This window comes from Bacteroides faecium, assembly GCF_012113595.1.
Classification (GTDB): domain Bacteria; phylum Bacteroidota; class Bacteroidia; order Bacteroidales; family Bacteroidaceae; genus Bacteroides; species Bacteroides faecium.
The window spans coordinates 5,630,180-5,656,385 of record NZ_CP050831.1 but is presented as its reverse complement, the minus strand read 5'-3'; the positions used below and the strand labels follow the sequence as shown (position 1 = coordinate 5,656,385).

The window sequence follows — 26,206 nt, the reverse complement described above, 5'->3', positions numbered from 1 at the left end:
TTGCTAAGATGGGGCTGTTGCAAAAGTGTTCATTCTCTCTTTTGTCACAGCCCCATTTTATAAAGTCAAGCCGGTTGGCCTGTTTATTTATTAATCTTGCCCCACGTATCTTTCAAGCCTACTGTGCGGTTGAAGACCATTTTTTCAGGGGTAGAGTCTTTATCTATATTAAAATAACCGATTCGTTGGAACTGCAAGTAGGAGAGTGGCGGCAAGGTTGCTGCGAACTTCTCTATGTAGCAGTCGGGCAATACTTTCAGTGAATCGGGGTTTATAATTTCCTTCATGGCTTCGAGGGCTTCGCAATTCTTGGCTTCGCGGATAGCGGCCATTTCGTCGCGCGGGTTCTCTACTTTCCACAGGCGGTCGTACAGTCGTACTTCTGCTTGCAAACAATGGTCGCAGCTTACCCAGTGCAATGTACCTTTCACTTTGCGGTTGGCATCCGGCATACCGCTGCGGGTATTGGGGTCGTATTCGCAATATACTTCTGTAATCACGCCGTTCTCGTCTTTCTTGCAGCCTGTGCATTTCACGATATAGGCATTTTTCAGACGTACTTCCTGTCCCGGTGTCATACGGAAGAATTTCTTCGGAGCATCTTCCATGAAGTCCTCACGTTCCATCCACAATTCGCGGCTGAACTCGATAAGGTGGCTTCCTGCTTCCGGATCTTCCGGATTGTTGATGGCTTCCAGTTCTTCTACCTGTCCTTCGGGGTAGTTCGTGATGATGAGCTTCACAGGATTAACGACGGCCGATACGCGGATAGCGCGGCTGTTCAGGTCGTCACGGAGAGAGCTTTCAAGCAGGGCAATGTCATTCAGCGCGTCATAGGTAGTATAACCGATTTTGTCGATGAACTTATGGATGGCTTCCGGCGAATAACCGCGACGGCGGAAACCGCAGATTGTCGGCATACGGGGGTCGTCCCATCCGTTCACCAGGCCTTCTTTTACCAGAGTCAGCAAGTTACGTTTACTCATCAGCGTATAGCTCAGGTTCAGTTTGTTGAACTCAGTCTGGCGGGGACGGTTGTCGTTCAGATCTTTACCTTCTTTCAGCCAGTCGATGAAGAGGTCGTACAACGGACGGTGTACCACAAATTCGAGGGTACACAGTGAATGGGTCACTCCTTCGAAGAAGTCACTCTGTCCGTGGGCGAAGTCATACATCGGATAGGCTTTCCACGTGGTGCCCGTACGGTGGTGAGGATGCTTCACTACACGATAGATAATCGGGTCGCGGAAGTGCATGTTCGGGTTTGCCATGTCAATCTTGGCACGGAGCACCATAGCGCCTTCTTCAATCTCACCGCTGTTCATCTTCTTGAAAAGCTCAAGGCTCTCTTCGATAGGGCGGTTGCGGTAAGGGCTTTCCACACCTGCCTGGGTAGGAGTGCCTTTTTGCTGCGCAATCAGTTCGGAACTCTGTTCGTCGATATATGCTTTTCCTTCCTCTATCAGGCGGATAGCGAAGTCCCATAATTGCTGGAAATAATCGGAAGCGTAGTATTCATTGCCCCAATGGTAGCCTAACCACTGGATATCCTCTTTGATGGCTTCTACATATTCCACATCTTCCTTGGTAGGGTTTGTGTCGTCGAAACGAAGGTTGCATACACCGCCATGTTTTTCTGCGATGCCGAAGTCAAGGCAAATAGCTTTGGCATGGCCGATGTGAAGGTATCCGTTAGGTTCGGGCGGGAAACGTGTCTGCACTTTTCCACCGTTTTTACCTTCTTTCAAGTCTTTTTCTACTGCCTGCTCTATAAAGTTCAGGCTTTTCTTTTCACCTGCTACTTCTTCGTTTTTAATATCTGTCATAACGATTTATGTTAATACATGATTCAGGCTACAAAAGTAGGACATTTTTTTTATTTAACCGGAATATAACCGCTCTTTTTTATAATGTCCTGCCCGTCGGGTGAAAGAATGTATTGAATCAGGGGATCGACTTGTTCTTTGTTTTTTACATTGTAATAGTAGTAAAGCGGGCGCACGATGGGGTAGGTCTTGTTGGTGGCGTTCTCTACTGTGGGCGTGGCGTAGTGGCTGCCGTCATAGGATACGGAGAGCGTCTTGACGCGGGGAGATACGTATGCCAACCCGACGTAACCGATGGCTCCTTTGGTCTGGCTGACAGATTGGATAATGGCACCCGTTGCCGGCATGGAAAGGCTGCTCGCCATGTAGTTCTTGTTTTTCAGGACACTCTCTTTGAAAAATTCATAAGTACCGGAAGAGGTTTCGCGGGAGTAAACCACTATCTTGCGGTCGTCTCCGCCCACTTGCTTCCAGTTGGTTATCTTTCCGCGGAAGATGTCTTCCAGTTGCTGGCGGGTGAGTTGCTTCACCGGGTTGGAAGGGTGTACCACTACGGCGAGGGCGTCGTAGGCTACAATCACTTCGTCCACTTCTTCTCCTGCCGCTTTGATTTTCATTTTTTCGCTGAATTTTATCGGGCGTGAAGCCATTGCGATATCCGTAGTGTTATCCATCAGGGCGGAGATGCCGACACCGGTTCCGCCACCGGTGACCGTGACACGGGCATCGGGCTGTTGGTTCATAAACCGTTCTGCTGTCTGCTGGGCGACAGGCAGTACCGTGTCACTGCCTTTGATACGTTGCGCACTGGCACTGAGCGCGAACAGCGAAAGGGCTATCAATAAGTTTCTTCTTATTTTCATAATGATTCTTTGTTTATTACTGGTGCAAATAAAGCAATCGGATATTACATTTCTGTTTCATGTGGCGGGGAAATATTACTTGTAATACAAATGTAACAGGATTGAAACATTTCCTTCAAACGTTAGTCACACCCCCTTAATAAGGAGATGCTTTCTTTGCATCAGAAATCAAGAGGTATGAAAAAGGTTTTAGAAAGGATTATAGAAGGAGTTTTGACTTGTAGCGGCTTCGTAACGAGTATTACTATTTTGCTGATTGTACTTTTCCTGTTTACAGAGGCTTTCGGATTATTCAAGAGCAAGGTAATCGAGGAAGGGTATGTGTTGGCGTTGAATAAAACAAATAAGGTAAGCGTATTGAGCCCTGAACAGATAAAGGATGTTTTCGACGAGGAGATAACGAACTGGAAAGAACTCGGTGGGGATGATCTTCCTATCCGGGTATTCCGTTTGGAGGATATTACGCAGTATTATACGGAAGAAGAACTCGGTGCTGCTTATGAGTATGCAGGGGATAAAATCACGGAACTGGTAGAGAAAACGCCCGGTATCGTGGCGTTCGTACCGCAGAAATTCATTGTCCATCCGGATGCGGTGCATTTCATAGAGGACAATACGATTTCCGTGAAAGATGTGTTTGCGGGTGCAGAATGGTTTCCGACGGCTACTCCGGCGGCGCAATTCGGCTTTCTGCCCTTGATTACCGGTACGTTATGGGTGAGTTTGTTCGCCATTCTTTTTGCTTTGCCGTTCGGGCTGTCGGTTTCTATCTATATGTCCGAAGTGGCAAACCCGAAAGTGCGGAACTGGCTGAAACCTATTATCGAATTGTTGAGCGGTATTCCTTCCGTAGTCTATGGCTTTTTCGGGCTGATTGTCATTGTGCCGATGATTCAGAATGTTTTTAATCTTTCGGTAGGGGAGAGCGGGCTGGCGGGTAGTATCGTGCTGGCCATTATGGCGCTGCCTACCATTATAACGGTGACGGAAGATGCGATGAGAAACTGCCCTCGTTCCATGCGGGAAGCGAGCCTGGCGCTGGGAGCTACGCAATGGCAGACGATTTATAAGGTGGTGATTCCGTATTCCATATCGGGCATTACTTCGGGCGTGGTGCTCGGCATCGGACGTGCTATCGGTGAGACGATGGCGGTATTGATGGTGACGGGTAACGCGGCTGTGATTCCGACAACGATTCTCGAACCGTTGCGCACCATTCCGGCTACTATCGCGGCGGAGTTGGGAGAAGCACCGGCGGGTGGTCCTCATTATCAGGCTTTGTTCCTGCTGGGTGTCGTTCTGTTCTTCATTACATTGATTATCAACTTTAGCGTGGAGTATATTTCCTCTAAAGGATTAAAACGTAGCAAATAACATGGAAATAAGAAGTAATAATAAGGCTAAGCACCGTTCGCAGAAGATTGCTTTCGGAATATTCCGACTGTTGAGTCTTTGTATCGTGCTGATATTGTTCGCGATTCTGGGCTTCATCATTTATAAGGGGAGCGGCGCTATCAGTTGGGAGTTTCTCACATCGTCTCCTACGGACGGGATGACAGGGGGCGGCATCTGGCCGGCTATCGTCGGAACTTTCTATCTGATGACGGGCAGTGCGCTGTTTGCTTTCCCGATAGGGGTGATGAGTGGGATTTATATGAATGAATATGCGCCGAAGGGGAAGTTGGTACGCTTTATACGGGTGATGACCAACAATCTGAGCGGTATCCCTTCTATCGTGTTCGGTTTGTTCGGTATGGCGTTGTTTGTCAATTATATGGGTTTGGGAGATAGTATCCTTGCCGGTTCTTTGACATTAGGTTTGCTTTGCGTACCTTTGGTCATCCGGACCACGGAAGAAGCGTTGAAAGCTATTCCCGACAGTATGCGTGAAGGCAGCCGCGCGTTGGGAGCGACGAAGTTGCAGACTATCTGGCACGTGATTCTGCCGATGGGAATGCCGAATATTATCACAGGGCTGATTCTGGCATTGGGACGTGTCTCGGGTGAGACGGCTCCGATTCTGTTTACTTGTGCCGCATACTTCCTGCCGCAGTTGCCGACCAGTATCCTGGATCAGTGTATGGCGTTGCCTTACCACTTGTATGTGATTTCTACGAGTGGGACGGATATGGAAGCGCAGTTGCCGTTGGCTTACGGTACGGCATTGGTGCTGATTGTGATTATCCTGCTGGTGAATCTGCTGGCAAATGCATTGAGAAAATATTTTGAGAGAAGAGTAAAAACGAACTAAATTAGTATATGGATACAGTGAAAATAGATACGCGTGATGTGAACTTCTGGTATGGTAATTTCCATGCGTTGAAGGGCATCAGTATGCAGATTGAAGAGAAGTCGGTCGTTGCTTTTATCGGTCCTTCCGGTTGCGGAAAGTCTACCTTTCTCCGGCTTTTCAACCGCATGAACGATTTGATTCCCGATATCCGCATGGAAGGGGAAATCCGTATCGACGGACAGAATATCTATGCGAAGGGCGTGGAAGTGGATGAGTTGCGCAAGAATGTGGGAATGGTGTTCCAGCGTCCTAACCCTTTCCCGAAAAGCATTTTCGAGAATGTGGCCTACGGACTTCGGGTGAATGGGGTAAAAGATAATGCTTTCATCCGCCAGCGTGTGGAAGAAACATTGAAAGGTGCGGCTTTGTGGGATGAAGTGAAGGATAAGTTGAAGGAATCGGCTTATGCACTCTCCGGCGGGCAGCAGCAGCGTCTTTGCATTGCCCGTGCGATGGCGGTATCTCCTTCGGTATTGTTGATGGACGAGCCTGCGTCTGCGCTCGACCCGATTTCTACGGCAAAGGTAGAGGAACTGATTCATGAACTGAAAAAGGACTATACGATTGTCATCGTCACGCACAATATGCAGCAGGCAGCTCGTGTCAGCGACAAGACGGCTTTCTTTTATCTGGGTGAAATGGTGGAGTTCGACCAAACGAAAAAGATATTCACCAACCCGGAGAAAGAGGCTACTCAGAATTACATTACGGGACGCTTTGGATAATATATAGGCACGGATTTCACGGATTACGCTGTTGCTTTATGCAATCATAATTCTAAGAACCGTGTAATCCGTGTAATCCGTGCCTGAAAATGTAGTAAACAGAATATTAATCATTTATATAAAATAGACTATGGTAAAGTTTATAGAATCGGAACTCATCCTGTTGAAGAAGGAAGTGGATGAAATGTGGACATTGGTGTACAATCAGCTTGACCGTGCCGGAGAGGCTGTGCTGACGCTTGACAAGGAACTGGCTCAACAGGTGATGGTTCGTGAACGCAGGGTGAATGCTTTCGAGTTGAAGATAGACAGTGACGTGGAAGATATTATTGCCTTATATAATCCGGTGGCAATCGACCTTCGTTTTGTGTTGGCGATGCTGAAGATTAACACGAATCTGGAGCGTTTGGGTGACTTTGCAGAGGGAATCGCTCGTTTTGTGATTCGCTGTAAGGAGCCGGTGCTCGACGCGGAGCTGATGAACCGCCTTCGTTTGGCGGAAATGCAGGCAGAGGTATTGTCGATGCTCGAACTGGCGAAGCGTGCCTTGAATGAGGAGAGCATCGAACTGGCAGCGGGTGTATTTGCTAAAGATAATCTCTTGGACGAAATCAATGCGGAAGCCACCGGAATCCTGGCGAACTATATCATTGAGCATCCGGAGACTGCGCTTACCTGCGTCGACCTGGTCAGTGTATTCCGTAAGTTGGAACGCTCAGGCGACCACATCACGAATATAGCCGAAGAGATCGTCTTTTTCGTTGATGCAAAGGTCTTGAAGCATCGTGGAAAAACAGAGGAACACTATCCCGAGAAATAAATATTTGCATATTTTTAAACAGAAATTAGTGCTCCTTAGAAATTTGTCTTATATTTGTCTCCTGTAACGGACAGGTTACGGGTGTTCTTGCTCAAATGATAATAAATCCAAAGAAATTTCAAAAAGATGTTATATGACATGTTTTATAATTTGGATAATATCGGTAAAAGCACCTATATTTGCACCGTTATCCTGAAAACAATCTTTTTACCTTAAAAAAAAACTAATACCTATTGAAAACTGAAAAATGGAGCTTTGTGAAAAGCCCCATTTTTTTTTGCTCATATTTTCTTTCCTGCCAGCTTATTTGTATCTTTGAGCCCTATATAAAAGAGAGTTTTTTAATCGTAAATTGTAAATCGTAAAATCGTAAATAACATTATGTTTTCCGGAATCGTAGAAGAATATGCTACCTTGGTAGCACTGGTGAAAGACCAGGAGAATATACACTTTACATTTAAGTGTTCGTTTGTGAATGAGTTGAAAATCGATCAGAGTATTTCTCATAACGGCGTATGTCTGACAGTAGTGAGCATGACGGATGAAACGTATACGGTGACTGCCATGAAGGAGACGCTGGAGCGTTCCAACCTGGGGCTGCTGAAGGTGGGAGATAAGGTGAACGTAGAGCGTAGCATGATGATGAACGGTCGCCTGGACGGTCATATCGTGCAGGGACATGTAGATCAGACAGCGACCTGCATTGATATCAAGGATGCGGAAGGAAGCTGGTACTTCACTTTCCAATATGCGTGCGACAAGGAGATGGCGAAACGCGGATATATCACTGTGGATAAAGGTTCGGTGACGGTGAACGGTGTCAGCCTGACGGTTTGTAATCCTACGGATGATACTTTCCAGGTGGCTATCATTCCTTATACTTATGAGCATACCAACTTCCATACTTTTGAGATTGGCAGTGTGGTGAATATCGAGTTTGATATTATAGGTAAGTATATCAGCAGGATGATTCAATATAAGTAAGATGGAATATAGCGATTTCCTGCAATTGGTGCTTTCACGTCAGAGTGACCGGGCGTATGATAAGGAACGTCCTGTGGAAGCTGACAAACTGGAACGGATTTTAGAGGCGGGGCGTATGGCTCCTTCTGCCTGTAATGCGCAGCCGTGGAAGTTTGTGGTAATAACCGACCCTGAACTGGCTTTGAAGATTGGCAAAGCGGCGGCAGGACTGGGAATGAACAAGTTTGCCAAGGATGCTCCCGTGCATATTCTGGTTGTGGAAGAATCGGCTAATATCACTTCTTTGCTGGGTGGGAAAGTGAAGGATAAGCATTTTCCGTTGATTGATGTTGGAATTGCCGCTGCCCATATCACGTTGGCTGCTGAAAGTGAAGGCTTGGGATCGTGTATGCTAGGCTGGTTTGACGAAAAAGAAATGAAGCGGCTGGCGGGGATTCCTGCTTCCAAACGTGTATTGCTGGATATTACGATAGGCTATCCGGTGAAGGAGAAGCGCAAGAAGATGAGGAAGCCGAAAGAGAAAGTGGTTTCTTATAATCGTTATTGATTCCGGGAAGTAAATATTTCCAACTTACAGAATAGGGATATAATAGAAGGCATCGTTGGTTTAAAAGGAAAGAGCCGTTCCTTTAAAACCAACGATGCCTTTCTTTTAAAGGAACGACCTGTTTCATTTAAACCAAAAATGAGTATATTAAGTCGTTGATAGATAGATTATTATAAAAGCCCCATGAGCGGGGCTTTTATAATAATATGTTTACTTCTTTTTTGACAGTTCTTTCAGCAGATGGTCTACTGCTGCTTTCAGTTGGGCATCTTCACCTTTCAGGCTCGCTCCGGGTTCGTTGTAGACAAGAATGTCGGGTTGCAAAGTCTGGTTTTCCAGATATTTTCCCTGCATATCCATGCAGCCTACTTGCGGAATACCGAATACGATAGACGGATCTATCTGACGTTCCCACCATACGGCTGTCATCGTTCCGGCAACGGGAGTACCTATCAGCTTGCCGATACCTAATGTCTTATATACATACGGTGTGCCGTGGGCGTTGCTGTAATTGTCTTCGCAAGCCAGCATGCATGAAGGCTTCAACCATTTGTTGAACGGGTCGCTGCCGATGTATTGTCCGCGTGGAACGAAACGCTGGTATTCTTTTCCACTAAGCAGGGTTACGACATCGTCGTGTAGCCATCCGCCACCATTATGACGGGTATCTACGATAACCGCTTCTTTATTGCGATAACGTCCCAACAGTTCGGAATACATCTTACGGAAGCTCGGACTATCCATACCTTTAATATGTACATAGGCGATGCGTCCGCCGGAAAGCTCTTCCACCTTTTGCGCGCAACGTTTCACCCAACGCTTGTAAAGCAATTCGCTCTGAGTGCCGTAACTGATGGCTTTCACTGTCTCTTCAAAACGTTTCTTGGTAGCAGGGTCATATACGGTAAGTATAACTTTGCGTCCTACTTTGCCTTCAAATAACGGGAAATAATCCGCATTGGCTTCAATGGTTTGTCCGTCTACTTTTTCGATGATGCATCCTGCTTTTACATCTGTCTTTTTCTGAGTAAAAGGACTCTGAGCCAGAATCTCTTTGATTTTCAGCCCTGCACCATCGTATGATTCGTCATAAAATACGCCTAGTGAAGCGGTAGGCAGCGCACTGCCACCGCCACCATAGCGGGCTCCGGTATGTGAAGCGTTCAATTCTCCGAGCATTTCGCTCAACATTTCGGCGAAGTCATAGTTGTTGTTGATATGAGGCAGGAAGCGTTGGTATGCTTCTCTGTATCCTTTCCAGTCGGTACCTTGAAGGTTGGCAACATAGAATTTGTCGTTAACTTGCTGGTAGACGTGGTCAAAGATGTACGCGCGTTCTTCGTAAGGACGGTAGTCGAAGAAAGCCTCAAAGCTAATCGGGGTGATTTTGCTGCCGGCGATTTCTATTTTCTTCAGTTGTCCGCCTGTGCACATAAAGATGTTCTTTCCTTCTTTGTCGGGGATTAATGCGCCACCGCCAACTCCTTTCAACAATATTTTGGTGGTGTTCTCTTTCAGTTTGTGTTCCCATAAATCATAGCCACCCTCAAATGCTGCAAGATAATAGAGCGCGTCTCCTTTCGGAGTAAGCACGGCATCACCGAGCCGGGAAGAATTAACGGTCAGGCGGACAATGCGGTCGAAGCGGTTTTCGAGGTCGAAAGTAAGCGGTTTTACCTCTTCTTCTTTTTTCTTCTTGTCCGGGTCTTCTTTCTTGTCTTCCGTCTTGGTTCCTTTCTTATCTTTCTTCTTGTCGGCCTTTTCTTTCTCAGCCTTTTCCTTTTTGTCTTTTTCCGCTTTCTCTGCTTTTTCAGCTTCTTCAAGTAAAGCGAGGTCTTCCTTGTTCATCATGAAGCGGTTGTAGGCATCTACGTCAAAGAACATGATATAGGCGTCGCCTTCGCTTCCCCAGCTACCATGGCTGCGGTATCCGGCACGGTCGCTGTTCCAAATCATTGCTTTTCCGCCGAGCACCCATTTGGCATTGCTGTCGCTGTATCCGCTTTCGGTCAAGTTGACCATTTCACCCTTTCCGTCCGCTTTCAGTAATACGACGTCTTTATTGTTCCAGCCGCCTATGCCGATGAAGTCCGAAAGAATCCATTTGCTGTCGGGGCTCCATTGATACCACTGGTCGCCGTCCGCATAGGAATACTGGTATTTGGCATCCATCACGGTGCGCACAGCTTTGCTTTTCAAGTTAATGACACGGATAGCGGTGCGGTTTTCGAGGAAGGCTATTTCTTTGCCGTCGGGACTGAACTGCGGTTCGAAGGAAGCGACATTGGATTTTGTCAGACGTTCTTCCTTCAGTTCAGTGGCGTAGGTGAATTGTTTTTCGTCCTTGCGTACGATAGTCGAAGTATAGAGTTGCCAAAGCCCGTTGCGTTCCGAAGAGTAAACTAACGTCCGTCCGTCGGGAGAGAAGCTCAGGTTGCGTTCCTGGTCGGGAGTGCTCGTTATTTGCTTCGTTGTTTTATAATCAATGGAAGTGACATAGACGTCGCCGCGCATGATAAACGCGACCTCTTTTCCTTTGGGAGATACGGCGATGTCAGTTGCGCCGTTCGACCTGATTTGGCGGATAATGTCTTTGTCATTCTTGTCCGACAGGATGGTAACGTTTAGTTTCTGTGGCTTTCCACCCGGGACAAGCGTGTAGATTTCACCGTTATAGCCGTAACAGAGTTTGCCGTCGGTGGCTATGCTTAGAAAGCGGACGGGATGCTTGGTGTGGAAAGTGATTTGCTTGGCGGTAGTGGCTCCAGGAGTACGTTGGAATACGTTGAAAGAGCCTTTTTCCTCACTCAGATAATAGAATGACTGTCCGTCGGGAGCCCATACCGGTTCGCGGTCTTCACCACCGAAGGTCGTTTGCTTCTGGTAAACAGGTGTCTTTCCGGGGGTATAGCTCCAGATGTCGCGGGCGATAGGGGATACCTGATGCTTGCGCCAGTAGTCTTCGTATCCTTTTTTATCCTGATAGAGTATCATTCCGTCTTTGTTGATGGAGATACATTCCATCGGCATGGATGAAAACATGACGGGACGTCCGCCTGTCACGGCTATTTCATATACCTGTTGGAATTGACCGGAAGGAAATCCTGCGTCTTCGGTAGAGGGAGCTATATTTGTTGTAAATAAGATATGCTTGTTGTCTTTGTAAGCGATGGGCTTTTCACTGCCGGAGTGCGTGGTCAGGCGTTGGGGAACTCCACCGTCTTTGGATACGGTGAAAACATCGAGACTTCCCATGCGGTCGGACGCAAAGGCAATCTGTTTTCCATCGGGGCTCCATACCGGTTCTGTGTCGAAAGCCGGATTAGTCGTGATTTGTGTGGCACGTCCGCCGGTTGTAGGTACGGTGTAGATGTCTCCTTTGTAGGTAAAGGCAATGGTTGTACCATCTGGAGAGAGAGCACAATGACGCATCCATAGCGGGGAGTCTTGTGCTGCGATTGCTCCTGCGAAGCATAGGGCAAAAGCGCTGAGTAGTAGCTTTTTCATTTTTCTAATATAATTGTGTTTAAGTTCATTTTCGCGATTTAAGGCTGTGCTTCCTTATTCTTACAAATCTTTCAGTAATACCTTGCTTGCCTTTTTATAGTATTCCTCTCTGGATTCGGTCAGCACTTTCCATTCGTCACTGAATTCTTCGTCTTTATCAATCTTGAAGTTTTCCGAACCGTAGGTGTCCAGCCGGTCGAGCAGGATGGCTACGTTCAGTTGGTTAATATCCATTGACGGCTGGTAGCCTATTTCCTCGCTTTTTGTGTCGGTCACGACTTCATGTATCAAATCTATCTCCTGCAATTGATAAAGTACCTGATTGGTGAGCCGGATCGGGATTTTATGTTCTTCCGATATTTCCGAGGCGGTATATGGCGGCTCGTTCTTTTCAAATCGTTTGGCGATGAGGGACATAATCAGAATAGAAATAAAGTCCCGGTAACGTCGGCTGATATTCCGGGTGTCCTGGTCGAAGCTGAAGCTTTGGATATTCTGTCCGGCGTATGTCAGTTCTGCTCCGAACAGGCAGATAGTCCAGGATATTTGCAGCCAAAGCAGGAATAAAGGCAAGGCAGCAAAGCTACCGTAAATGGCATTGTATTTCGATACCCCTACCTGACTGCTGATATATAAGTACTGGAATACCTGATAAGCGGTTCCTGCCAGGACACCTGCAATGAATGCATGCTTGAATTTCACTTTGGTATTGGGCATAAAGATATAGAGTCCCGTGAACATCATCCAGGTCAGCACAAAAGGTATGAGCCGTATCAGGAATTTCATGATAGGAGCCAACAGTACGAAATCGTCCATTTGTTTGAGCATGGTACTTACAAAAATGGAAAGACCGCCGGAGACAACAATCAGAATCGGCATTAACAGGAACATGGAGAAATAATCCGTAATCTTGCGATACATGGAACGTGCTTTCTTTACTTCCCAAATACGATTGAATGTGATTTCTATATTGCTGACCAGGTTGATGACCGTCCATAGTAACATCACCAAACCTACACCGATGAAAAGGCCGCCTTTAGTTTGTGAGAGGTAGGAATCAACGAAAGAGAGAATCGCTTCCGTGGTTTCTATATTCCCGCCGAAACCATTGCGGAACTGATGTTCCATCAGATTGTCAAATCCGAATCCGCGTGCAATGGCGAACAGGATAGCCAGTATCGGGACAATGGCAAGCAAGGTGCTATATGTCAGGGCCGATGCTTTATTTGCCATCCGGTCTTTCGTAAACCGGTTGATACAGAGATAAATGGTTTTAATGATATTGTAGAGCGAGAACTTCGTTCTTGTCACTTCTCCTTCCGTAATGCGCCAGATGTCATACGTAAGGAATTTCCATATATCAGTGATTTTCTTCTTCATGGCTCATAGTTTAAAAAAAAGAAAAAGCAGTCAGCCTATAAGCCGAGTTCTGTACCTTATATAAATAAGGTGCCTGTCATTTATCTGAGTGGCGTGTCACCACGACACTTTAGCGGTCTACCCTCCGACATGGAGCGAGCAACTCTCATAACGCCGGTTTACATGACCTTACAACTCCTAAGACGTACAGCCCGACATGTCACCATGCGGCTGGTGGGCTCTTACTCCACCTTCTCACCCTTACCTCTCCCCGAAAGGAGCGGCGGTTATTTTCTTCTACGTTACTCTACCCTCGCGGACAGCTTTCTGTTAGGAAGTAGGATGCTCTGTGTTGCCCGGACTTTCCTCCTGCACGAAACGTGCACGCGACAGACCGGCCAACTGCTTTAGACTGCAAAAGTACGTCATTTATTTTGTTTTAGCGAAAGAAAGTGTCACAAATAGAAATAATTTCTACCTTTGCTATCCATAAAATGTGATTCGATGAAGAAAAATATCCTCTTTTTCTGCTGCTTGCCGGCGATTCTTGCCACAAGTCTGAAAGCACAGGAGATACGCCCCATGCCTGCTGATTCGGCCTATGGGGTAGTACATATTTCTGTTTGTAATATGCGCGAAGAAGGTAAGTTTACCTCCGGCATGAGTACGCAAGCATTATTGGGAATGCCCGTCAAAGTGCTTCAATATACGGGCTGGTATGAGATTCAGACACCGGACGACTATACCGGATGGGTACACCGGATGGTAATCACCCCCATGTCTAAAGAACAATATAATGAATGGAATCGTGCGGAAAAGATAGTAGTCACCTCGCATTACGGATTCACCTACGAGAAGCCGGATGAAAAATCACAACCCGTATCTGATGTAGTGGCAGGCAATCGTCTGAAATGGGAAGGAAATAAAGGACATTTCTATAAAGTGTCTTATCCGGACGGTCGGCAAGCTTATATCCCCAAATCTATCTCGCAACCTGAAACCAAATGGAGAGCGTCACTGAAACAGGACGTTGAAAGTATTATCGAAACGGCTTATACCTTGATGGGAGTTCCTTATCTTTGGGCGGGAACTTCTTCGAAAGGAGTAGATTGCAGTGGTTTGGTACGGACGGTGCTGTTCATGCACGATATTATTATTCCGAGAGACGCGTCGCAACAGGCATATGTGGGGGAACGTATCGAGATTGCGCCTGATTTCTCCAATGTGCAACGCGGAGATTTGGTGTTTTTCGGTCGGAAAGCCACTGCCGGACGAAAGGAAGGAATTTCCCATGTGGGTATCTATCTCGGAGATAAGCAGTTTATCCATGCTTTGGGAGATGTGCATATCAGCAGTTTTGAACCTGCGGACAAGAACTATGATGAATTCAACACGGGACGCCTGCTTTTTGCTGTTCGTTTCCTGCCATCTATAAATAAGGAGAAGGGCATGAATACGACGGAACACAATCCCTATTACTGTAATAAAGAATAATGTATGATGAATGGAGAATTTGCAGCCCTATACCGCATTGAAAATTCTTCATTCATTATTTTTCATTCATTCTTAATTTATTTATTTTATGCAAAACAGAAGAGACTTCTTGAAAACGGCGGCATTGGCTGCATTAGGTTCGGGTTTAGTGGTTCGTCAGACATTAGCCGGAGAACTGTCACCATCTACGATTCATATCAATAAGCTCGGCTTGGGCGGAAAGATGAAAATGAAGTTTTTCCCTTATGAGTTGAAGTTGAGACATGTATTTACGGTAGCGACTTATTCGCGTACTACGACTCCCGATGTGCAGGTGGAAATAGAATATGAAGGAATAACCGGATACGGAGAGGCTTCTATGCCACCTTATTTGGGAGAAACGGTAGAGTCCGTAATGAATTTCCTGAAGAGAGTGGATTTGGAGCAGTTTAATGACCCTTTTCAGTTAGAGGACATCTTGTCATACGTTGACAGTCTGTCGCCGAAAGATACAGCCGCCAAAGCAGCGGTGGATATTGCTCTCCATGATTTGGTGGGGAAGCTGTTGGGTGCTCCCTGGTATAAGATATGGGGGCTGAATAAGGAAAAGACACCGTCTACCACCTTTACGATAGGTATTGATACCCCCGACGTGGTGCGTGAGAAGACCAGAGAGTGCGCAGACCGCTTTAATATATTAAAGGTAAAGCTGGGGCGGGACAATGATAAGGAGATGATTGAAACCATCCGTTCAGTGACAGATCTTCCGATAGCCGTAGATGCCAATCAGGGCTGGAAAGACCGCCAATATGCACTCGATATGATTCACTGGCTGAAAGAAAAAGGAATTGTGATGATAGAACAACCTATGCCGAAAGAGCAGTTGGATGATATTGCCTGGATAACGCAACAGAGCCCGTTGCCGATATTTGCTGACGAGTCCTTGCAACGCCTGACAGATGTGGCGGCATTGAAAGGCGCTTTCACGGGAATCAATATCAAGTTGATGAAATGCACCGGTATGCGCGAAGCGTGGAAGATGGTGACATTGGCACACGCGCTCGGTATGCGTGTCATGGTAGGCTGTATGACGGAGACTTCCTGTGCTGTTTCCGCAGCTTCCCAATTCTCGCCATTAGTGGATTTTGCCGACTTGGACGGCAATTTGCTTATCTCTAACGACCGCTTTAAAGGGGTAGAGGTGGTGAAGGGGAAAATCACCCTGAATGATTTGCCCGGAATCGGTGTCATGAAAATCTAGTCTTACTGAATGAATGTCAGAGTGTTAATGACAACTGACATACAACGAATGTAAATTTGTCAGTTGTTGTCGTTAACCGCTGTTAAGCCCTAAATATTCTCTGTTAAAAGAGGACAAAAAAGTGTGACAAGTAGAATAAGTGAACGATATTTGTTATTATTTTAACGTCGTAAAAGTTAAAACAATGTCGAATATTAACATTTTAAAGAATTATAAATCATGAAACAGACAACAAAGAACATTCTGGGAGTAGGAGCAATCGTTCTTCTTAGCTCAGGAGTTGCAGGATTGACAACCTACAAATTGTTGCAATCCAACAAGGCTGCCACAGAGACATCTTTTAATGAGATGTTCAAGCAGAATCCCAATGTGAAATTGGCTGCTTTTGATGCTGTGAACGCTCAACCTATCGATTTGACCCAGGCTGCGGAAAACTCTCTTCATGCTGTTGTACATATAAGGTCTACCCAAGAAGCTAAAACAAGAACTGTTCAGCAGGCGCCGGACATCTTCGATTTCTTCTTCGGTGACGGACGCGGACAGCAACGCCAGGTACAATCTCAACCTCGTGTAGGTTTCGGTTCGGGAGTTATCATCTCTAAAGATGGTTATATCGTAACGAACAACCACGTAATTGACGGTGCTGATGAAATCAGTGTGAAGCTGAATGACAACCGTGAATTCAAAGGACGTGTGATTGGTACTGACCCCAGCACTGACCTTGCATTGGTGAAAATCGAAGGGGATGATTTTCCGACTATTCCGGTAGGAGACTCCGAAGCATTAAAAGTAGGAGAGTGGGTATTGGCAGTAGGTAACCCGTTCAATTTGAACTCTACTGTAACCGCCGGTATCGTAAGTGCAAAAGCACGTTCGTTGGGAGTATATAGTGGTGGTATAGAATCATTCATCCAGACGGATGCCGCTATCAACCAGGGTAACAGTGGTGGTGCATTGGTCAATGCCAAAGGTGAATTGGTGGGTATCAACTCCGTGCTTTCTTCTCCGACAGGAGCATACGCTGGATATGGCTTCGCTATCCCGACCAGCATTATGACGAAAGTTATTGCCGACCTGAAACAATATGGAACTGTACAACGTGCATTGCTTGGTATCCGTGGCGGCTCTATCGGTAGCAGCTTGATGGACGACCGTCAGCCGATTGACAAATCCGGTAAGACATTGGCGGATAAAGCCAAAGAACTGGGTGTCGTAGATGGCGTATGGGTTTCTGAAATCGTTGAAAACGGTTCTGCATCCGGTGCTGACATCAAAGTAGATGACGTAATTATCGGTCTGGACAACAAGAAAGTGTCCAATATGGCAGACTTGCAGGAAGCTATCGCTAAACATCGTCCGGGTGATAAGGTGAAAGTGAAACTGATGCGTGACAAGAAGGAAAAGACCGTCGAAGTGACGTTGAAGAACGAACAAGGTACTACCAAGATTGTGAAAGACGCAGGTATGGAAATCCTGGGAGCTGCTTTCAAAGAGTTGCCGGATGACGTGAAGAAGCAATTGAATCTGGGCTACGGTCTGCAAGTGACAGGAGTTTCTTCCGGCAAGATGTCAGACGCGGGAGTTCGCAAAGGATTCATCATCCTGAAAGCAAACGACCAGCCGATGCGCAAAGTCAGCGACCTCGAAGAAGTAATGAAAGCTGCTGTTAAATCACCGAACCAGGTATTGTTCCTGACAGGTGTGTTCCCGTCCGGTAAACGCGGATACTTCGCAGTTGACTTGACTCAAGAATAAGGTATAAAATAAGGTAATAAGATTCAGGATAAGCTAATGAAATAGAAAAAGGATGCCGACGGACAACTTGTCGGCATCTCTTTTTGTTTTATTAGTAGAAAAATTTAGTGTAAAAGTTACTTAATTTTGTATGTTAACAAATTATTTGTCGTAACTTTGCACTCCAAATCTGTTTTTAAAGAATGAGACAACTAAAGATTACCAAAAGTATCACTAACAGAGAGAGCGCTTCTCTTGACAAGTATTTGCAGGAAATCGGCCGTGAGGACCTGATTACTGTCGAGGAAGAAGTAGAACTCGCTCAACGCATTCGTAAGGGTGACCGTGTGGCATTAGAGAAACTGACACGTGCCAATCTTCGTTTCGTCGTATCTGTGGCCAAACAGTACCAGAACCAGGGTTTGAGTTTGCCTGACTTGATTAATGAAGGCAATTTAGGACTGATTAAGGCTGCCGAAAAGTTTGATGAAACACGTGGATTCAAGTTTATCAGCTACGCTGTATGGTGGATTCGTCAGTCTATTCTGCAAGCATTGGCAGAGCAGTCGCGTATTGTTCGTCTTCCGTTGAACCAGGTAGGTTCGCTGAATAAAATCAGCAAAGCCTTCTCGAAGTTCGAGCAGGAAAACGAGCGGCGTCCGTCTCCTGAGGAGTTGGCAGATGAACTGGAAATCCCCGTTGATAAAATCTCTGATACGCTGAAGGTATCCGGCCGTCATATTTCGGTGGATGCGCCTTTCGTGGAAGGAGAAGACAACAGCCTGCTGGATGTGTTGGTGAACGATGATTCGCCTATGGCGGACCGTTCTCTGGTTAATGAGTCTCTTGCGAGGGAAATTGATAGAGCTCTTTCTACGTTAACCGATAGAGAAAAAGAAATCATTCAGATGTTTTTCGGTATCGGACAACAAGAAATGACGTTAGAGGAAATCGGCGATAAGTTTGGCCTCACACGTGAGCGCGTTCGCCAGATTAAAGAAAAAGCAATTAGAAGACTTAGACAAAGTAATCGTAGTAAATTGCTCAAATCTTACTTGGGATAAGTAAGAAATATCAGTTTCTGAAAGAAAAAAGAATTTGAGTCGCATAAGTCGCACTTTTCATATCGAAGAATGTACTTATGCGACTTTTTATTTGATAACCGTTCTGTTGTTTTTATCTTAATGCTGTGTTGACCCAATGAAGAAGTTTATTTTAATCCTCTCTATTCTTATCGTCATGGGCGTGGGGTGGATGGCGTACGGAAGATGTACTGCCTCCAAGACTGTCGTGCCTGCAAAAACCGAACAACGCTTGCGGGAAAAGGCGCAGGCGGCAAAGGCTTATTGCTCGAAAAACGGATATAATACGAATTACTGCTTCCTGGTGGATTTTGGCATTCATTCGGGAAGAAGGCGGTTCTTTGTCTGGGATATGAAAGGGGATTCTATCAAATATGCCAGTCTGTGCGCGCATGGATACGGTAAGAACAGTACGGTTTCCAAACCTGTTTTCAGTAATGTGGAAGGGAGCTATTGCTCTTCTTTGGGAAAGTATAAGGTAGGAATACGTTCGTACAGTAAGTGGGGAATCAATGTGCATTACAAGTTGCACGGATTGGAAGCGACGAATGACAATGCTTTCAAGCGGATCATCGTCCTTCATTCTTATTCCCCTATGCCCGAAACGGAAGTTTATCCGATGCATCTTCCGTTAGGTATCAGCCAGGGATGCCCTGTAATCTCCGATAATATAATGCGGAAAGTCGATGCATTGCTCAAGACCGAAAAGAAGCCTGTGCTCTTATGGGTCTATGACTAAGAAATGCTATTTCTTCAAGATAAATAGAGGTTGTTTCCTCTTTTTTGTTACCTTTGCCACAATTAAAATTATATGATATGAAATACGTAAAAATACTATTTGCCATCGCACTTGTGTTTACCATGTGCTCCGCTTTTTCCTTGAAAAAAGACCATTCCAAACCCGTTTATGCTTTTGGAATCTCTGCTTCATTTACTGATTCGGTAGTTTATTTCACGGATATTCAGGTATTGGACAGTGCAAAAGTTAGCAAGGAAGGTTTCCTGGCTCACCGTGAATTGTATAGTTATCAGTTGAAGAATTTCTTGGAAGATAATCAATTGCAGCAGAATAGTACTTGCATGATTTACTTCTCCGAAAACAGGAAGAAGCTGGAGAAGGAAGCAACGAAGATTCTGAATAAATATAAGCGGAATAATAGAATGACGGTATCGCGGATTGATGGTGAAAAGTTCCGCTTTACGAAACCGGAAGAGTAATAATTGAATTGTTAATATGATAAGAGATGCAGTTTTGCATCTCTTATTTTTTTATCTTTGTCCCGTTAAACATGAAGATATTATGAAAAAGATTAAAATATTATCACTGTTTGTATGCTTGGTGGCTTTTTTATCTGCTTGTAATAATGATGAAGATGAGAAACGGGGAGAGCAGTTGCGTACGGTTTTGGTTTATATAGCAGGTGATAATTCTCTTCGTTCCTTTGCGACAGAAGATATGGCTGAGATGACTGAAGGTATGCGGTGTGTAGATGATAAATCCTATAATTTATTGGTTTATATTGATAATGGTTCAAGCCCGAAATTGGTCAGACTGAAAAAGGACAAAAAAGGTAATGTTGTGCAAGATGTGATTGCTGCATATGAAGGACGAAATTCTGTGGATGCTTCTAATATGAAAGAAGTTATAAATACGGCATTTTCAGCATATCCTGCTCAAAGTTATGGAATGGTTTTGTGGTCACATGGAGAAGGCTGGCTTGAATATGAAAATCCTAAAACCCGCTGGTGGGGACAAGATACGGGCGGAAAAGATTATAGGATGAATATTTCTGATTTACGTGAGGTGCTGTCTGTTGCTCCTCATTTGGATTTTATTCTTTTCGATGCATGTTTTATGCAATCAGTTGAAGTTCTTTATGAGTTGAAAGAGTATGCAAATTATATTATAGGTTCTCCGACAGAGATACCGGCGCCGGGCGCGCCTTACCAAAAGGTAATTCCGGCTATGCTTTCTAACACAACAACAGCGGTGGGAATCGGAAAGGCTTATTTTGAATTTTATGCGGACGAGAATCTTTATACCGGAGATTTGCCACGTGGTTGGGATTTAGGCGACCCTTGGACTGCAGGAGTCTCGGTTTCTGTTGTCAATACTTCCATGTTGGAGCAGTTGGCTAATAGTACTTATGAAATTATTCCGAAATATATTAAAGACAGGCAACCAATAGCTGTATCAAATATACTTTGTTATGATTGCCGGTATTCGACTAAATATTACTATGATTTTGATGGACTAATACGCTCTTTAGGTAGTGAATCAGATGAATATGCTGCTTGGAAATCAGCTTATGACGCTGCTGTTCCTTATTGGAAAACGACTCCAAATAATTATTCAAGTTATGTTGGCAGTTTTTCTATGAGTGGTGCTGCCGGGCTTTCTACTTATATATTTCGTGCGTCCAATGAGAATGCGGTGAATCCTTTTTATCGCCAATCGCTACAATGGTACTCCGCTGCCGGATGGAATGAAACAGGTTGGTAACTGAATTGAATAATATTTTACTATGAACACACAAAATCTTACTCCTTTGACACCGCAAAAAGACAGACAAGTTCATGGCTGGCTTTCATTTTTTCTTTTTGTTGTAGGTTTCGGTGCGGCAATAACTGTTGTTGTTTCGATTGCTAATTTTTCCTTAGATGCTTATGATACGGGAGCAGGAGCTTTCTTGACCTATTTTATAGCATTAATTGATATTGCTTACACTTTGGGAATTGCCGGATTGGCTATTTATACCATACTAGCTTTTCTCCATAAGCGTTCGAACGCGGTTTTCTTAGGGAAAAGTTATCTAGTCGTGATTTTCCTTTCCAATGTCTTACAATTATTAGGTGGTGATTATGATGATTATGGCTTAGGAAGTCTTTCACAGATTGTACGAGCTTTGATTTTGGGGGTTATTTGGTTTGTTTATCTCTGTTTGTCGGAGCAAGTTTCTGATTTGTTTCCCAAAGAAGAACGGAAAATCTTAGGTAGGGATAAATATATAGTCGGCTCTTTAGTGTTAACTCCTGTAATTCTATGGGGGATTTTATTGTTAGCTTATTTGGGTAGTGTCTCTACCCCGATGGATGTATCCTTGGGATATGGTGAGTATAGTGATGGTACTGTTGTTTTCTGTGCACCAGAAAATGCCCTTTGTGAAAAGACAGATACACTTGATAATGTGTATCATACTCTTGTAATGGGTGATAGCATATGGGGAACCGTGATTGGGGTTTATGATACTAATACAGGTGAAGAATATTTCAAAGAGTGTGTTGATTCATGGCGTGATACAGAATTGGATGGTTACGATTTCTCAGTGCTTGATACACATAAAGAAGTGATAAATGGAAGCATTATGCGTATGCAATCTGTGAAATATGAAACTCGTCCATCGTTAATCTGGCAATTCTCTATATTGTTCAGTCCTGAAACGGGTAAGGCATGCATCGCTTCTTTGTATTCCACAACAGAGGAGACTGAAAATATAATGAATGCTCTTATGTCTTCCGTGCGTTTTAAATAGGCATATTTGAACAAGCAACTGTTTGGCTTATAACTTGAATTAGCGTTTCCCGAAAAAAGTTTTGTAGAGTTTTACCCTCATACTCTCATAAATCGTTTGAATCCCTTTGTTTATCGTGGTTTCAGCTATGGGAGCAGGGCTTTATCTCTCCCTGATACTAACTTTTACTCTCATTCTGAATTTTTACTTTTAATATATAATATATTTATAATCAGTATGATATGTATTTTTTGTGATAAGTCAACATATTCCATGTCGACTGCTTTTTGTGCTTTATTTGCTTCGAATAGCCTATAATTTTATGTTTGTTTCGGTTTCAAGTAGCTGTTTTTATCCTTTTTTCTCCTATGTATCATACGTTAACTCCTTATATACTATATGTCAATCCTTTGGTATTCTTATGTTTTCCCTTAATCATGTATAAGGGCTCACAGATGTGAGCTTATTTATTCACATATATGGATATATCTATTTACGGCTGTTAGCCGTAAGCATTCGGCCTTTTGCGTATTTCTCTCCAAGCTATAATAAAGTCAAAAGCCAGACATACTTCGTCTGGCTTTTGACTTTACTAAATTATCTTGTTTATCCTTTCCAATTAAATGGCAGTAAATCGGAGTAGTCGTTTTTCTCTTCTCTTTCTTTCTCCTGTACCCTGATCAACACGTCCTGCATCCATAGTTTTGGGTTCACCTTATTTTCCCTGCAACATCCCATCAGTGAAAAGAATATTGCCGCTGCATGTGCCGCCTCATGTGAACCGGAGAAAAGAGTGTTTTTTCTGTTCAAAGTCAATGGTCTTATAGAACGCTCCACCGGATTATTGTCAATGCAGAATTGTGCATCGTTGACATATCCGGACAGTTGTTCAAATCGTGTGTACATATAGAATATGGCCTTGGCAATAGGCGATTTCTCAACCGTATGTTCATATTCCTCCTTGCACCATTTTTCCAGTCCTTTGATAATAGGGTACGATTCTTCCCGGCGAAGCTTTACTACAGCCCCGCCTTCCAGATGTTCTATGCTGATTTTCTCCTCCACAGCATACAGTCTGCCTATTTGTTCAAGTGCATGCCTTGCTCTGGGAGGGTCATTTCCTTCCGCTTCCACAAACTTGCGCCTGACGTGTGCCCAGCAGCACAGGTGCAACTTTCCGGGTAGCGTGTCGAACTCGTCATATACTGCAAAACCGTCACTCTGTACCACCCGGACCTGTCCTGCCAGCAGTGTGTCTATTCCACTGCTGCCACGTCCCTTGTGATATTCAAAGAAGGGGGTATGGAACCGGGGCAGATAGAAGTTCCACATATACCCGCGGTGAAGGGCACCGGGACGGTCGCTTTCAAGTACGGGATGGGGCGTCTCATCGGCCATGACGTAATAACTGTCCTTGACCAGTTCACGAAGCTCATTATAGACCGGCTCCAGACGCTGTGCGGCGGCCATCATCCAGTTACTTACGGTGGAAGGACTCAGATGGATGCCTTCACGCTCAAAAATGTCCAGCTGTCTGTGCAGAGGCAGATGATCGTAATATTTGGCGGTAGCAATGTGGGACAGTATACTTTCCGACGCATTGCTGTGAGGGTGTGCCATTACGGGCATGGGAGCAGTCATGATACGACCGTCGGCAAGTCGGTATTTAGGGCGGATGATGCGTCTCACATAGAATCGCGCAGGGCTGACGGCATATTGTTCGCTCACTTCCTCCCCCAGCTTTGTCGCTCCCTCCAGGGAAAGACCTTCCGGCATGGGAATGATGATTTCCTCACGGGGAAGGGACGGGTCGATGGGCTTACGGGCGTGGGGAGTAATCTTTTGGGTGAAGCTCTTACGGAAACGGTTGTAACCATTCTCCGATTTGACAGATTTCTCAGCTATTTTCTGTTCTTCCGCTACCGGGTCATTGACATCGGACGGGGATTCGAAACAGATGCTCAATTGGCTGGCATCTTCGGGAAGATGACGTTTTTCACTGGATTTACCCCATAAACGGCGTGTCAAGTCAGCCAATTTCCATCTCAAGTCAGCTATGACGGCTGTACAGGCTGAGATTTCCCCGGCCTGGCGGGAATACTCCTGCAAAGAGGCTTCGTATTTTCTCTGAAGTTCCGCATGCTCCTTTTCAAGACGTTCACGTTCCTTGCGCAACTCTTCGTACTCTTCCAAAGTAAGGGTAATGACTGGTTCTTTCACTGTATATCCACTTTTTTATTATGTGGCAAAGTTATCAAAATAAAGCTGTACGGCTTATAGGACGGGAGATTACTTTTCAACTGTTTTCCGATACTTTTTAACAGTAAGCAGCTCATTCAGGCGATTCCAGGAAATTTGAAGAAAATCCCTCTTCCGTTCGTCCTTTTTCAAGAGGAAAGAACCGTGGTTCAGACGACGGCATTCCAGACGGTATTCATCGTCGCACCGATAAAGGATATGCAACCTGCTACGGGAACGGTCAAGAAAAATATGGCAGCTCTGCTCTGACACGTAAGAACCCGTGTGCCGGATGACCTCACCACAAAGACCGTCAATTCCTTTATGGAAATTACAACCTTGGGGATAAAGGTAATAAGACCAGAAAGGACTGCTACGGAAAAGACCAAGACCTAAAGGGAGAAGTAGGTCCTGAGGGGAATGGATACCAAGACTGGAAGCCGATACTTTATAACGACGACCACCATCAAATATGAAAAGAACAGAATCAAAATGATTAGACTCAGACAAGAGACTACGCAGCTTTTCACTTTCATTAGAAAATACTAAGACTGAACACATAATGGAGTAAGATAATTATGAAGTCACAAAGGTAGGAAGGAAAACAAGGGAAACAAACACGCACAAGGCCGAATACTTACTGTTAGCCTATTTGTTTACAATAGTGAGCCTTTGGCAATGACTAAGGGAAGATATATAGTTGCCTAAGGAAAGATGTCCGGATATTAGTAGGATGACCTCTTGATGTCTGCTTTGTGTGTTGTAAAGTATCGCTTGATAAGATGTAATTAAGCGGTGCATGACTTCATGTTTACCTTGAAATATGTTACTGTTTAATGATTTTTTCGTTTCAGAAGTGTTACTTTTCTTATGAGAAATGATTAATAAACGTATGAGAAATGTACTGTTTTTTGGCTAAAATGATGGAATAACTATGAGAAATGCCGTATTAAATTTTATTTCTCATACTGTATATTGTTGATTAGTAGATAGTTGTTCTGAAACTATGAGAATATGAGAAATGATTTTTTTATCATTTCTAGTGGGCGCTGAATTTTTTAGAAGAATCAAATAAATTTGCTTGAAATGCTTACTTCTTAGTCAATATCGTTTGTTTGATAAACAATTAATTGTTACTTTTGCCGTAGTTTACTTTCGAGCGATGAAAGTAGCTTTTTTGATAATTTATTGAGAACGGTTATTTGTTGCATTCAATCATAAAAATCCGCTAATTTTTTACCAGTGAATGACAATAGGTGACAGGTCTCGCGCACATTTGTATATATCTTTGTTATATACTCAATTGGGCGTGGGACTATCACTTATGTTCACTGGGGGTCTTAGCGGATACCTATGATTGACATAAGCAGATAGTTCCTGCGCTCTCTTTTTATATATAAACCTTCGCACCACCGGGAACTGATGCGGTAAATTGCTTAAAATATGTACGGATACTTTAATCGAATCATTGTTCAGTTGTCCCAGCACCCTGTAATGAATAAGCCTCTTTCTGATTTAACCTATACGCAATGTGAGCAAGCATATGCGTTGATAAAGGAATTGATAGAATTGTCTGTAGAAGACGATTATACTCTAGTGGACTATCTTCAAATGGCTCGCCTCGAATATTGTCTTGGCGAGTTGTCTTGTAGGATAAACAGTGATAGGGAAGATGCTGCCCTTCATTATGGTGGTGCTCTTCATCTGTTAGAGAAAGGCGGCGTTGATCTTGGTCTAAAGAAATGGGTTGAACTTGTCAGTTTACGTATAGAGAAAGAGGAACGAGAAGGGGAATGAAATATAAATTTATGCTCCTTAATCAGTGTATCTATTATGAAGGTAGCAAGCCGTTAGATGACTTATGAAAGTGATTTTTCAAATTTGTCTCCTGGAGAGGAGACTTCCTTTGCAGGCTTTGAATTTTCCGGTAAATGTGCAGAATGAATTACGGAAAAGAATCTTTTAACTTGCCATGGCGAAGA

General features: G+C 44.4%; 21 protein-coding genes and 1 other RNA gene. 15 read left to right on the top strand and 7 right to left on the bottom strand.

The annotated features are described in order from the left end of the window. Nucleotides 1–83 precede the first annotated feature (83 nt). Both BacF7301_RS21250 and BacF7301_RS21245 read right to left on the bottom strand, forming a co-directional pair. The gene (locus BacF7301_RS21250; protein WP_167965989.1) at nucleotides 84–1,826 is read right to left on the bottom strand and encodes a glutamine--tRNA ligase/YqeY domain fusion protein; all 1,743 of its coding nucleotides are present in this window, start codon (nucleotides 1,824–1,826) and stop codon (nucleotides 84–86) included. 50 nt (nucleotides 1,827–1,876) lie between these two features. Beyond that, nucleotides 1,877–2,689 (bottom strand): PstS family phosphate ABC transporter substrate-binding protein, encoded by an 813-nt coding sequence (locus BacF7301_RS21245; RefSeq protein WP_167965987.1) that lies wholly within the window; start codon nucleotides 2,687–2,689, stop codon nucleotides 1,877–1,879. A gap of 177 nt (nucleotides 2,690–2,866) precedes the next feature. On the opposite strand from BacF7301_RS21245, the gene pstC reads away from it, so the two are divergent. The 6 genes from pstC to BacF7301_RS21215 all read left to right on the top strand — a co-directional run bounded on the left by pstC (nucleotide 2,867) and on the right by BacF7301_RS21215 (nucleotide 8,058). Beyond that, nucleotides 2,867–4,063: a phosphate ABC transporter permease subunit PstC gene (gene pstC, locus BacF7301_RS21240; RefSeq protein ID WP_167965985.1), complete on the top strand. Its 1,197-nt coding sequence runs from the start codon at nucleotides 2,867–2,869 to the stop codon at nucleotides 4,061–4,063. A 1-nt stretch (nucleotide 4,064) separates the two neighbouring features. Continuing rightward, a complete protein-coding gene (gene pstA, locus BacF7301_RS21235; protein ID WP_167965983.1) occupies nucleotides 4,065–4,940 on the top strand; it encodes a phosphate ABC transporter permease PstA in 876 nt (291 codons plus the stop codon). A gap of 8 nt (nucleotides 4,941–4,948) precedes the next feature. After that, the gene (gene pstB / locus BacF7301_RS21230) at nucleotides 4,949–5,707 is read left to right on the top strand and encodes a phosphate ABC transporter ATP-binding protein PstB (RefSeq protein WP_167965981.1); all 759 of its coding nucleotides are present in this window, start codon (nucleotides 4,949–4,951) and stop codon (nucleotides 5,705–5,707) included. A gap of 130 nt (nucleotides 5,708–5,837) precedes the next feature. Beyond that, nucleotides 5,838–6,527 (top strand): phosphate signaling complex protein PhoU, encoded by a 690-nt coding sequence (gene phoU / locus BacF7301_RS21225; protein ID WP_167965979.1) that lies wholly within the window; start codon nucleotides 5,838–5,840, stop codon nucleotides 6,525–6,527. Nucleotides 6,528–6,908: 381 nt separating this feature from the next. After that, on the top strand, nucleotides 6,909–7,511 hold the full coding sequence (locus tag BacF7301_RS21220; RefSeq protein ID WP_167965977.1) for a riboflavin synthase: 603 nt from the start codon (nucleotides 6,909–6,911) through the stop codon (nucleotides 7,509–7,511). 1 nt (nucleotide 7,512) lies between these two features. Further along, entirely contained in the window at nucleotides 7,513–8,058 is a 546-nt protein-coding gene (locus BacF7301_RS21215; RefSeq protein ID WP_167965975.1) for a nitroreductase family protein, read from the top strand. Nucleotides 8,059–8,268: 210 nt separating this feature from the next. Here the strand turns inward: BacF7301_RS21215 and BacF7301_RS21210 are convergent, their stop codons facing one another. The 3 genes from BacF7301_RS21210 to rnpB form a co-directional block, all read right to left on the bottom strand. Further along, complete coding sequence (locus BacF7301_RS21210; protein WP_167965973.1) at nucleotides 8,269–11,565, bottom strand: S41 family peptidase; 3,297 nt, start codon at nucleotides 11,563–11,565, stop codon at nucleotides 8,269–8,271. Nucleotides 11,566–11,625: 60 nt separating this feature from the next. Next, nucleotides 11,626–12,945: a YihY/virulence factor BrkB family protein gene (locus BacF7301_RS21205; RefSeq protein ID WP_167965971.1), complete on the bottom strand. Its 1,320-nt coding sequence runs from the start codon at nucleotides 12,943–12,945 to the stop codon at nucleotides 11,626–11,628. A 22-nt stretch (nucleotides 12,946–12,967) separates the two neighbouring features. Next, nucleotides 12,968–13,330: RNase P RNA component class A (gene rnpB, locus BacF7301_RS21200), an RNA gene on the bottom strand. A gap of 98 nt (nucleotides 13,331–13,428) precedes the next feature. Here rnpB and BacF7301_RS21195 point away from each other — a divergent pair. The 8 genes from BacF7301_RS21195 (at nucleotide 13,429) to BacF7301_RS21160 (ending at nucleotide 22,007) form a co-directional block, all read left to right on the top strand. Next, on the top strand, nucleotides 13,429–14,418 hold the full coding sequence (locus BacF7301_RS21195; protein ID WP_167965969.1) for a C40 family peptidase: 990 nt from the start codon (nucleotides 13,429–13,431) through the stop codon (nucleotides 14,416–14,418). An 88-nt stretch (nucleotides 14,419–14,506) separates the two neighbouring features. Beyond that, nucleotides 14,507–15,658 carry a dipeptide epimerase gene (locus tag BacF7301_RS21190; protein WP_167965967.1) on the top strand — a complete coding sequence of 384 codons (1,152 nt, stop codon included), beginning with the start codon at nucleotides 14,507–14,509 and terminating at the stop codon, nucleotides 15,656–15,658. 219 nt (nucleotides 15,659–15,877) lie between these two features. Continuing rightward, on the top strand, nucleotides 15,878–17,413 hold the full coding sequence (locus tag BacF7301_RS21185; RefSeq protein ID WP_167965965.1) for a trypsin-like peptidase domain-containing protein: 1,536 nt from the start codon (nucleotides 15,878–15,880) through the stop codon (nucleotides 17,411–17,413). A 182-nt stretch (nucleotides 17,414–17,595) separates the two neighbouring features. Beyond that, on the top strand, nucleotides 17,596–18,456 hold the full coding sequence (locus tag BacF7301_RS21180; protein WP_002561589.1) for a sigma-70 family RNA polymerase sigma factor: 861 nt from the start codon (nucleotides 17,596–17,598) through the stop codon (nucleotides 18,454–18,456). A gap of 136 nt (nucleotides 18,457–18,592) precedes the next feature. Then, entirely contained in the window at nucleotides 18,593–19,213 is a 621-nt protein-coding gene (locus BacF7301_RS21175) for a murein L,D-transpeptidase catalytic domain-containing protein (protein ID WP_167965963.1), read from the top strand. Between the two features lie 77 nt (nucleotides 19,214–19,290). Continuing rightward, nucleotides 19,291–19,692, top strand: a complete 402-nt coding sequence (locus BacF7301_RS21170) for a hypothetical protein (protein ID WP_167965961.1) — start codon at nucleotides 19,291–19,293, stop codon at nucleotides 19,690–19,692. A gap of 82 nt (nucleotides 19,693–19,774) precedes the next feature. Then, the gene (locus tag BacF7301_RS21165; RefSeq protein ID WP_167965959.1) at nucleotides 19,775–20,977 is read left to right on the top strand and encodes a clostripain-related cysteine peptidase; all 1,203 of its coding nucleotides are present in this window, start codon (nucleotides 19,775–19,777) and stop codon (nucleotides 20,975–20,977) included. A gap of 22 nt (nucleotides 20,978–20,999) precedes the next feature. Continuing rightward, nucleotides 21,000–22,007 (top strand): DUF2569 family protein, encoded by a 1,008-nt coding sequence (locus tag BacF7301_RS21160; RefSeq protein WP_167965957.1) that lies wholly within the window; start codon nucleotides 21,000–21,002, stop codon nucleotides 22,005–22,007. A 585-nt stretch (nucleotides 22,008–22,592) separates the two neighbouring features. Here BacF7301_RS21160 and tnpC read toward each other — a convergent pair. Beyond that, nucleotides 22,593–24,206: an IS66 family transposase gene (gene tnpC / locus BacF7301_RS21155; protein WP_167959613.1), complete on the bottom strand. Its 1,614-nt coding sequence runs from the start codon at nucleotides 24,204–24,206 to the stop codon at nucleotides 22,593–22,595. A 69-nt stretch (nucleotides 24,207–24,275) separates the two neighbouring features. Then, on the bottom strand, nucleotides 24,276–24,785 hold the full coding sequence (gene tnpB, locus BacF7301_RS21150) for an IS66 family insertion sequence element accessory protein TnpB (RefSeq protein WP_073347688.1): 510 nt from the start codon (nucleotides 24,783–24,785) through the stop codon (nucleotides 24,276–24,278). A gap of 882 nt (nucleotides 24,786–25,667) precedes the next feature. Here tnpB and BacF7301_RS21145 point away from each other — a divergent pair. Further along, entirely contained in the window at nucleotides 25,668–26,021 is a 354-nt protein-coding gene (locus tag BacF7301_RS21145; protein WP_167965955.1) for a hypothetical protein, read from the top strand. The last annotated feature ends 185 nt before the right edge of the window (nucleotides 26,022–26,206 follow it).

Bases quoted from the DNA above. Each gene is read 5' to 3' on its own strand.
- BacF7301_RS21220 (WP_167965977.1), top strand. From the start codon at position 6,909: ATGTTTTCCGGAATCGTAGAAGAATATGCTACCTTGGTAGCACTGGTG.
- pstB (WP_167965981.1), top strand. From the start codon at position 4,949: ATGGATACAGTGAAAATAGATACGCGTGATGTGAACTTCTGGTATGGT.
- BacF7301_RS21215 (WP_167965975.1), top strand. From the start codon at position 7,513: ATGGAATATAGCGATTTCCTGCAATTGGTGCTTTCACGTCAGAGTGAC.
- BacF7301_RS21210 (WP_167965973.1), bottom strand. From the start codon at position 11,565: ATGAAAAAGCTACTACTCAGCGCTTTTGCCCTATGCTTCGCAGGAGCA.
- phoU (WP_167965979.1), top strand. From the start codon at position 5,838: ATGGTAAAGTTTATAGAATCGGAACTCATCCTGTTGAAGAAGGAAGTG.
- BacF7301_RS21145 (WP_167965955.1), top strand. From the start codon at position 25,668: ATGTACGGATACTTTAATCGAATCATTGTTCAGTTGTCCCAGCACCCT.
- pstC (WP_167965985.1), top strand. From the start codon at position 2,867: ATGAAAAAGGTTTTAGAAAGGATTATAGAAGGAGTTTTGACTTGTAGC.
- BacF7301_RS21185 (WP_167965965.1), top strand. From the start codon at position 15,878: ATGAAACAGACAACAAAGAACATTCTGGGAGTAGGAGCAATCGTTCTT.
- BacF7301_RS21170 (WP_167965961.1), top strand. From the start codon at position 19,291: ATGAAATACGTAAAAATACTATTTGCCATCGCACTTGTGTTTACCATG.
- BacF7301_RS21195 (WP_167965969.1), top strand. From the start codon at position 13,429: ATGAAGAAAAATATCCTCTTTTTCTGCTGCTTGCCGGCGATTCTTGCC.
- pstA (WP_167965983.1), top strand. From the start codon at position 4,065: ATGGAAATAAGAAGTAATAATAAGGCTAAGCACCGTTCGCAGAAGATT.
- BacF7301_RS21165 (WP_167965959.1), top strand. From the start codon at position 19,775: ATGAAAAAGATTAAAATATTATCACTGTTTGTATGCTTGGTGGCTTTT.
- tnpB (WP_073347688.1), bottom strand. From the start codon at position 24,785: ATGTGTTCAGTCTTAGTATTTTCTAATGAAAGTGAAAAGCTGCGTAGT.
- BacF7301_RS21175 (WP_167965963.1), top strand. From the start codon at position 18,593: ATGAAGAAGTTTATTTTAATCCTCTCTATTCTTATCGTCATGGGCGTG.
- BacF7301_RS21180 (WP_002561589.1), top strand. From the start codon at position 17,596: ATGAGACAACTAAAGATTACCAAAAGTATCACTAACAGAGAGAGCGCT.
- BacF7301_RS21250 (WP_167965989.1), bottom strand. From the start codon at position 1,826: ATGACAGATATTAAAAACGAAGAAGTAGCAGGTGAAAAGAAAAGCCTG.
- BacF7301_RS21160 (WP_167965957.1), top strand. From the start codon at position 21,000: ATGAACACACAAAATCTTACTCCTTTGACACCGCAAAAAGACAGACAA.
- BacF7301_RS21205 (WP_167965971.1), bottom strand. From the start codon at position 12,945: ATGAAGAAGAAAATCACTGATATATGGAAATTCCTTACGTATGACATC.
- BacF7301_RS21190 (WP_167965967.1), top strand. From the start codon at position 14,507: ATGCAAAACAGAAGAGACTTCTTGAAAACGGCGGCATTGGCTGCATTA.
- BacF7301_RS21245 (WP_167965987.1), bottom strand. From the start codon at position 2,689: ATGAAAATAAGAAGAAACTTATTGATAGCCCTTTCGCTGTTCGCGCTC.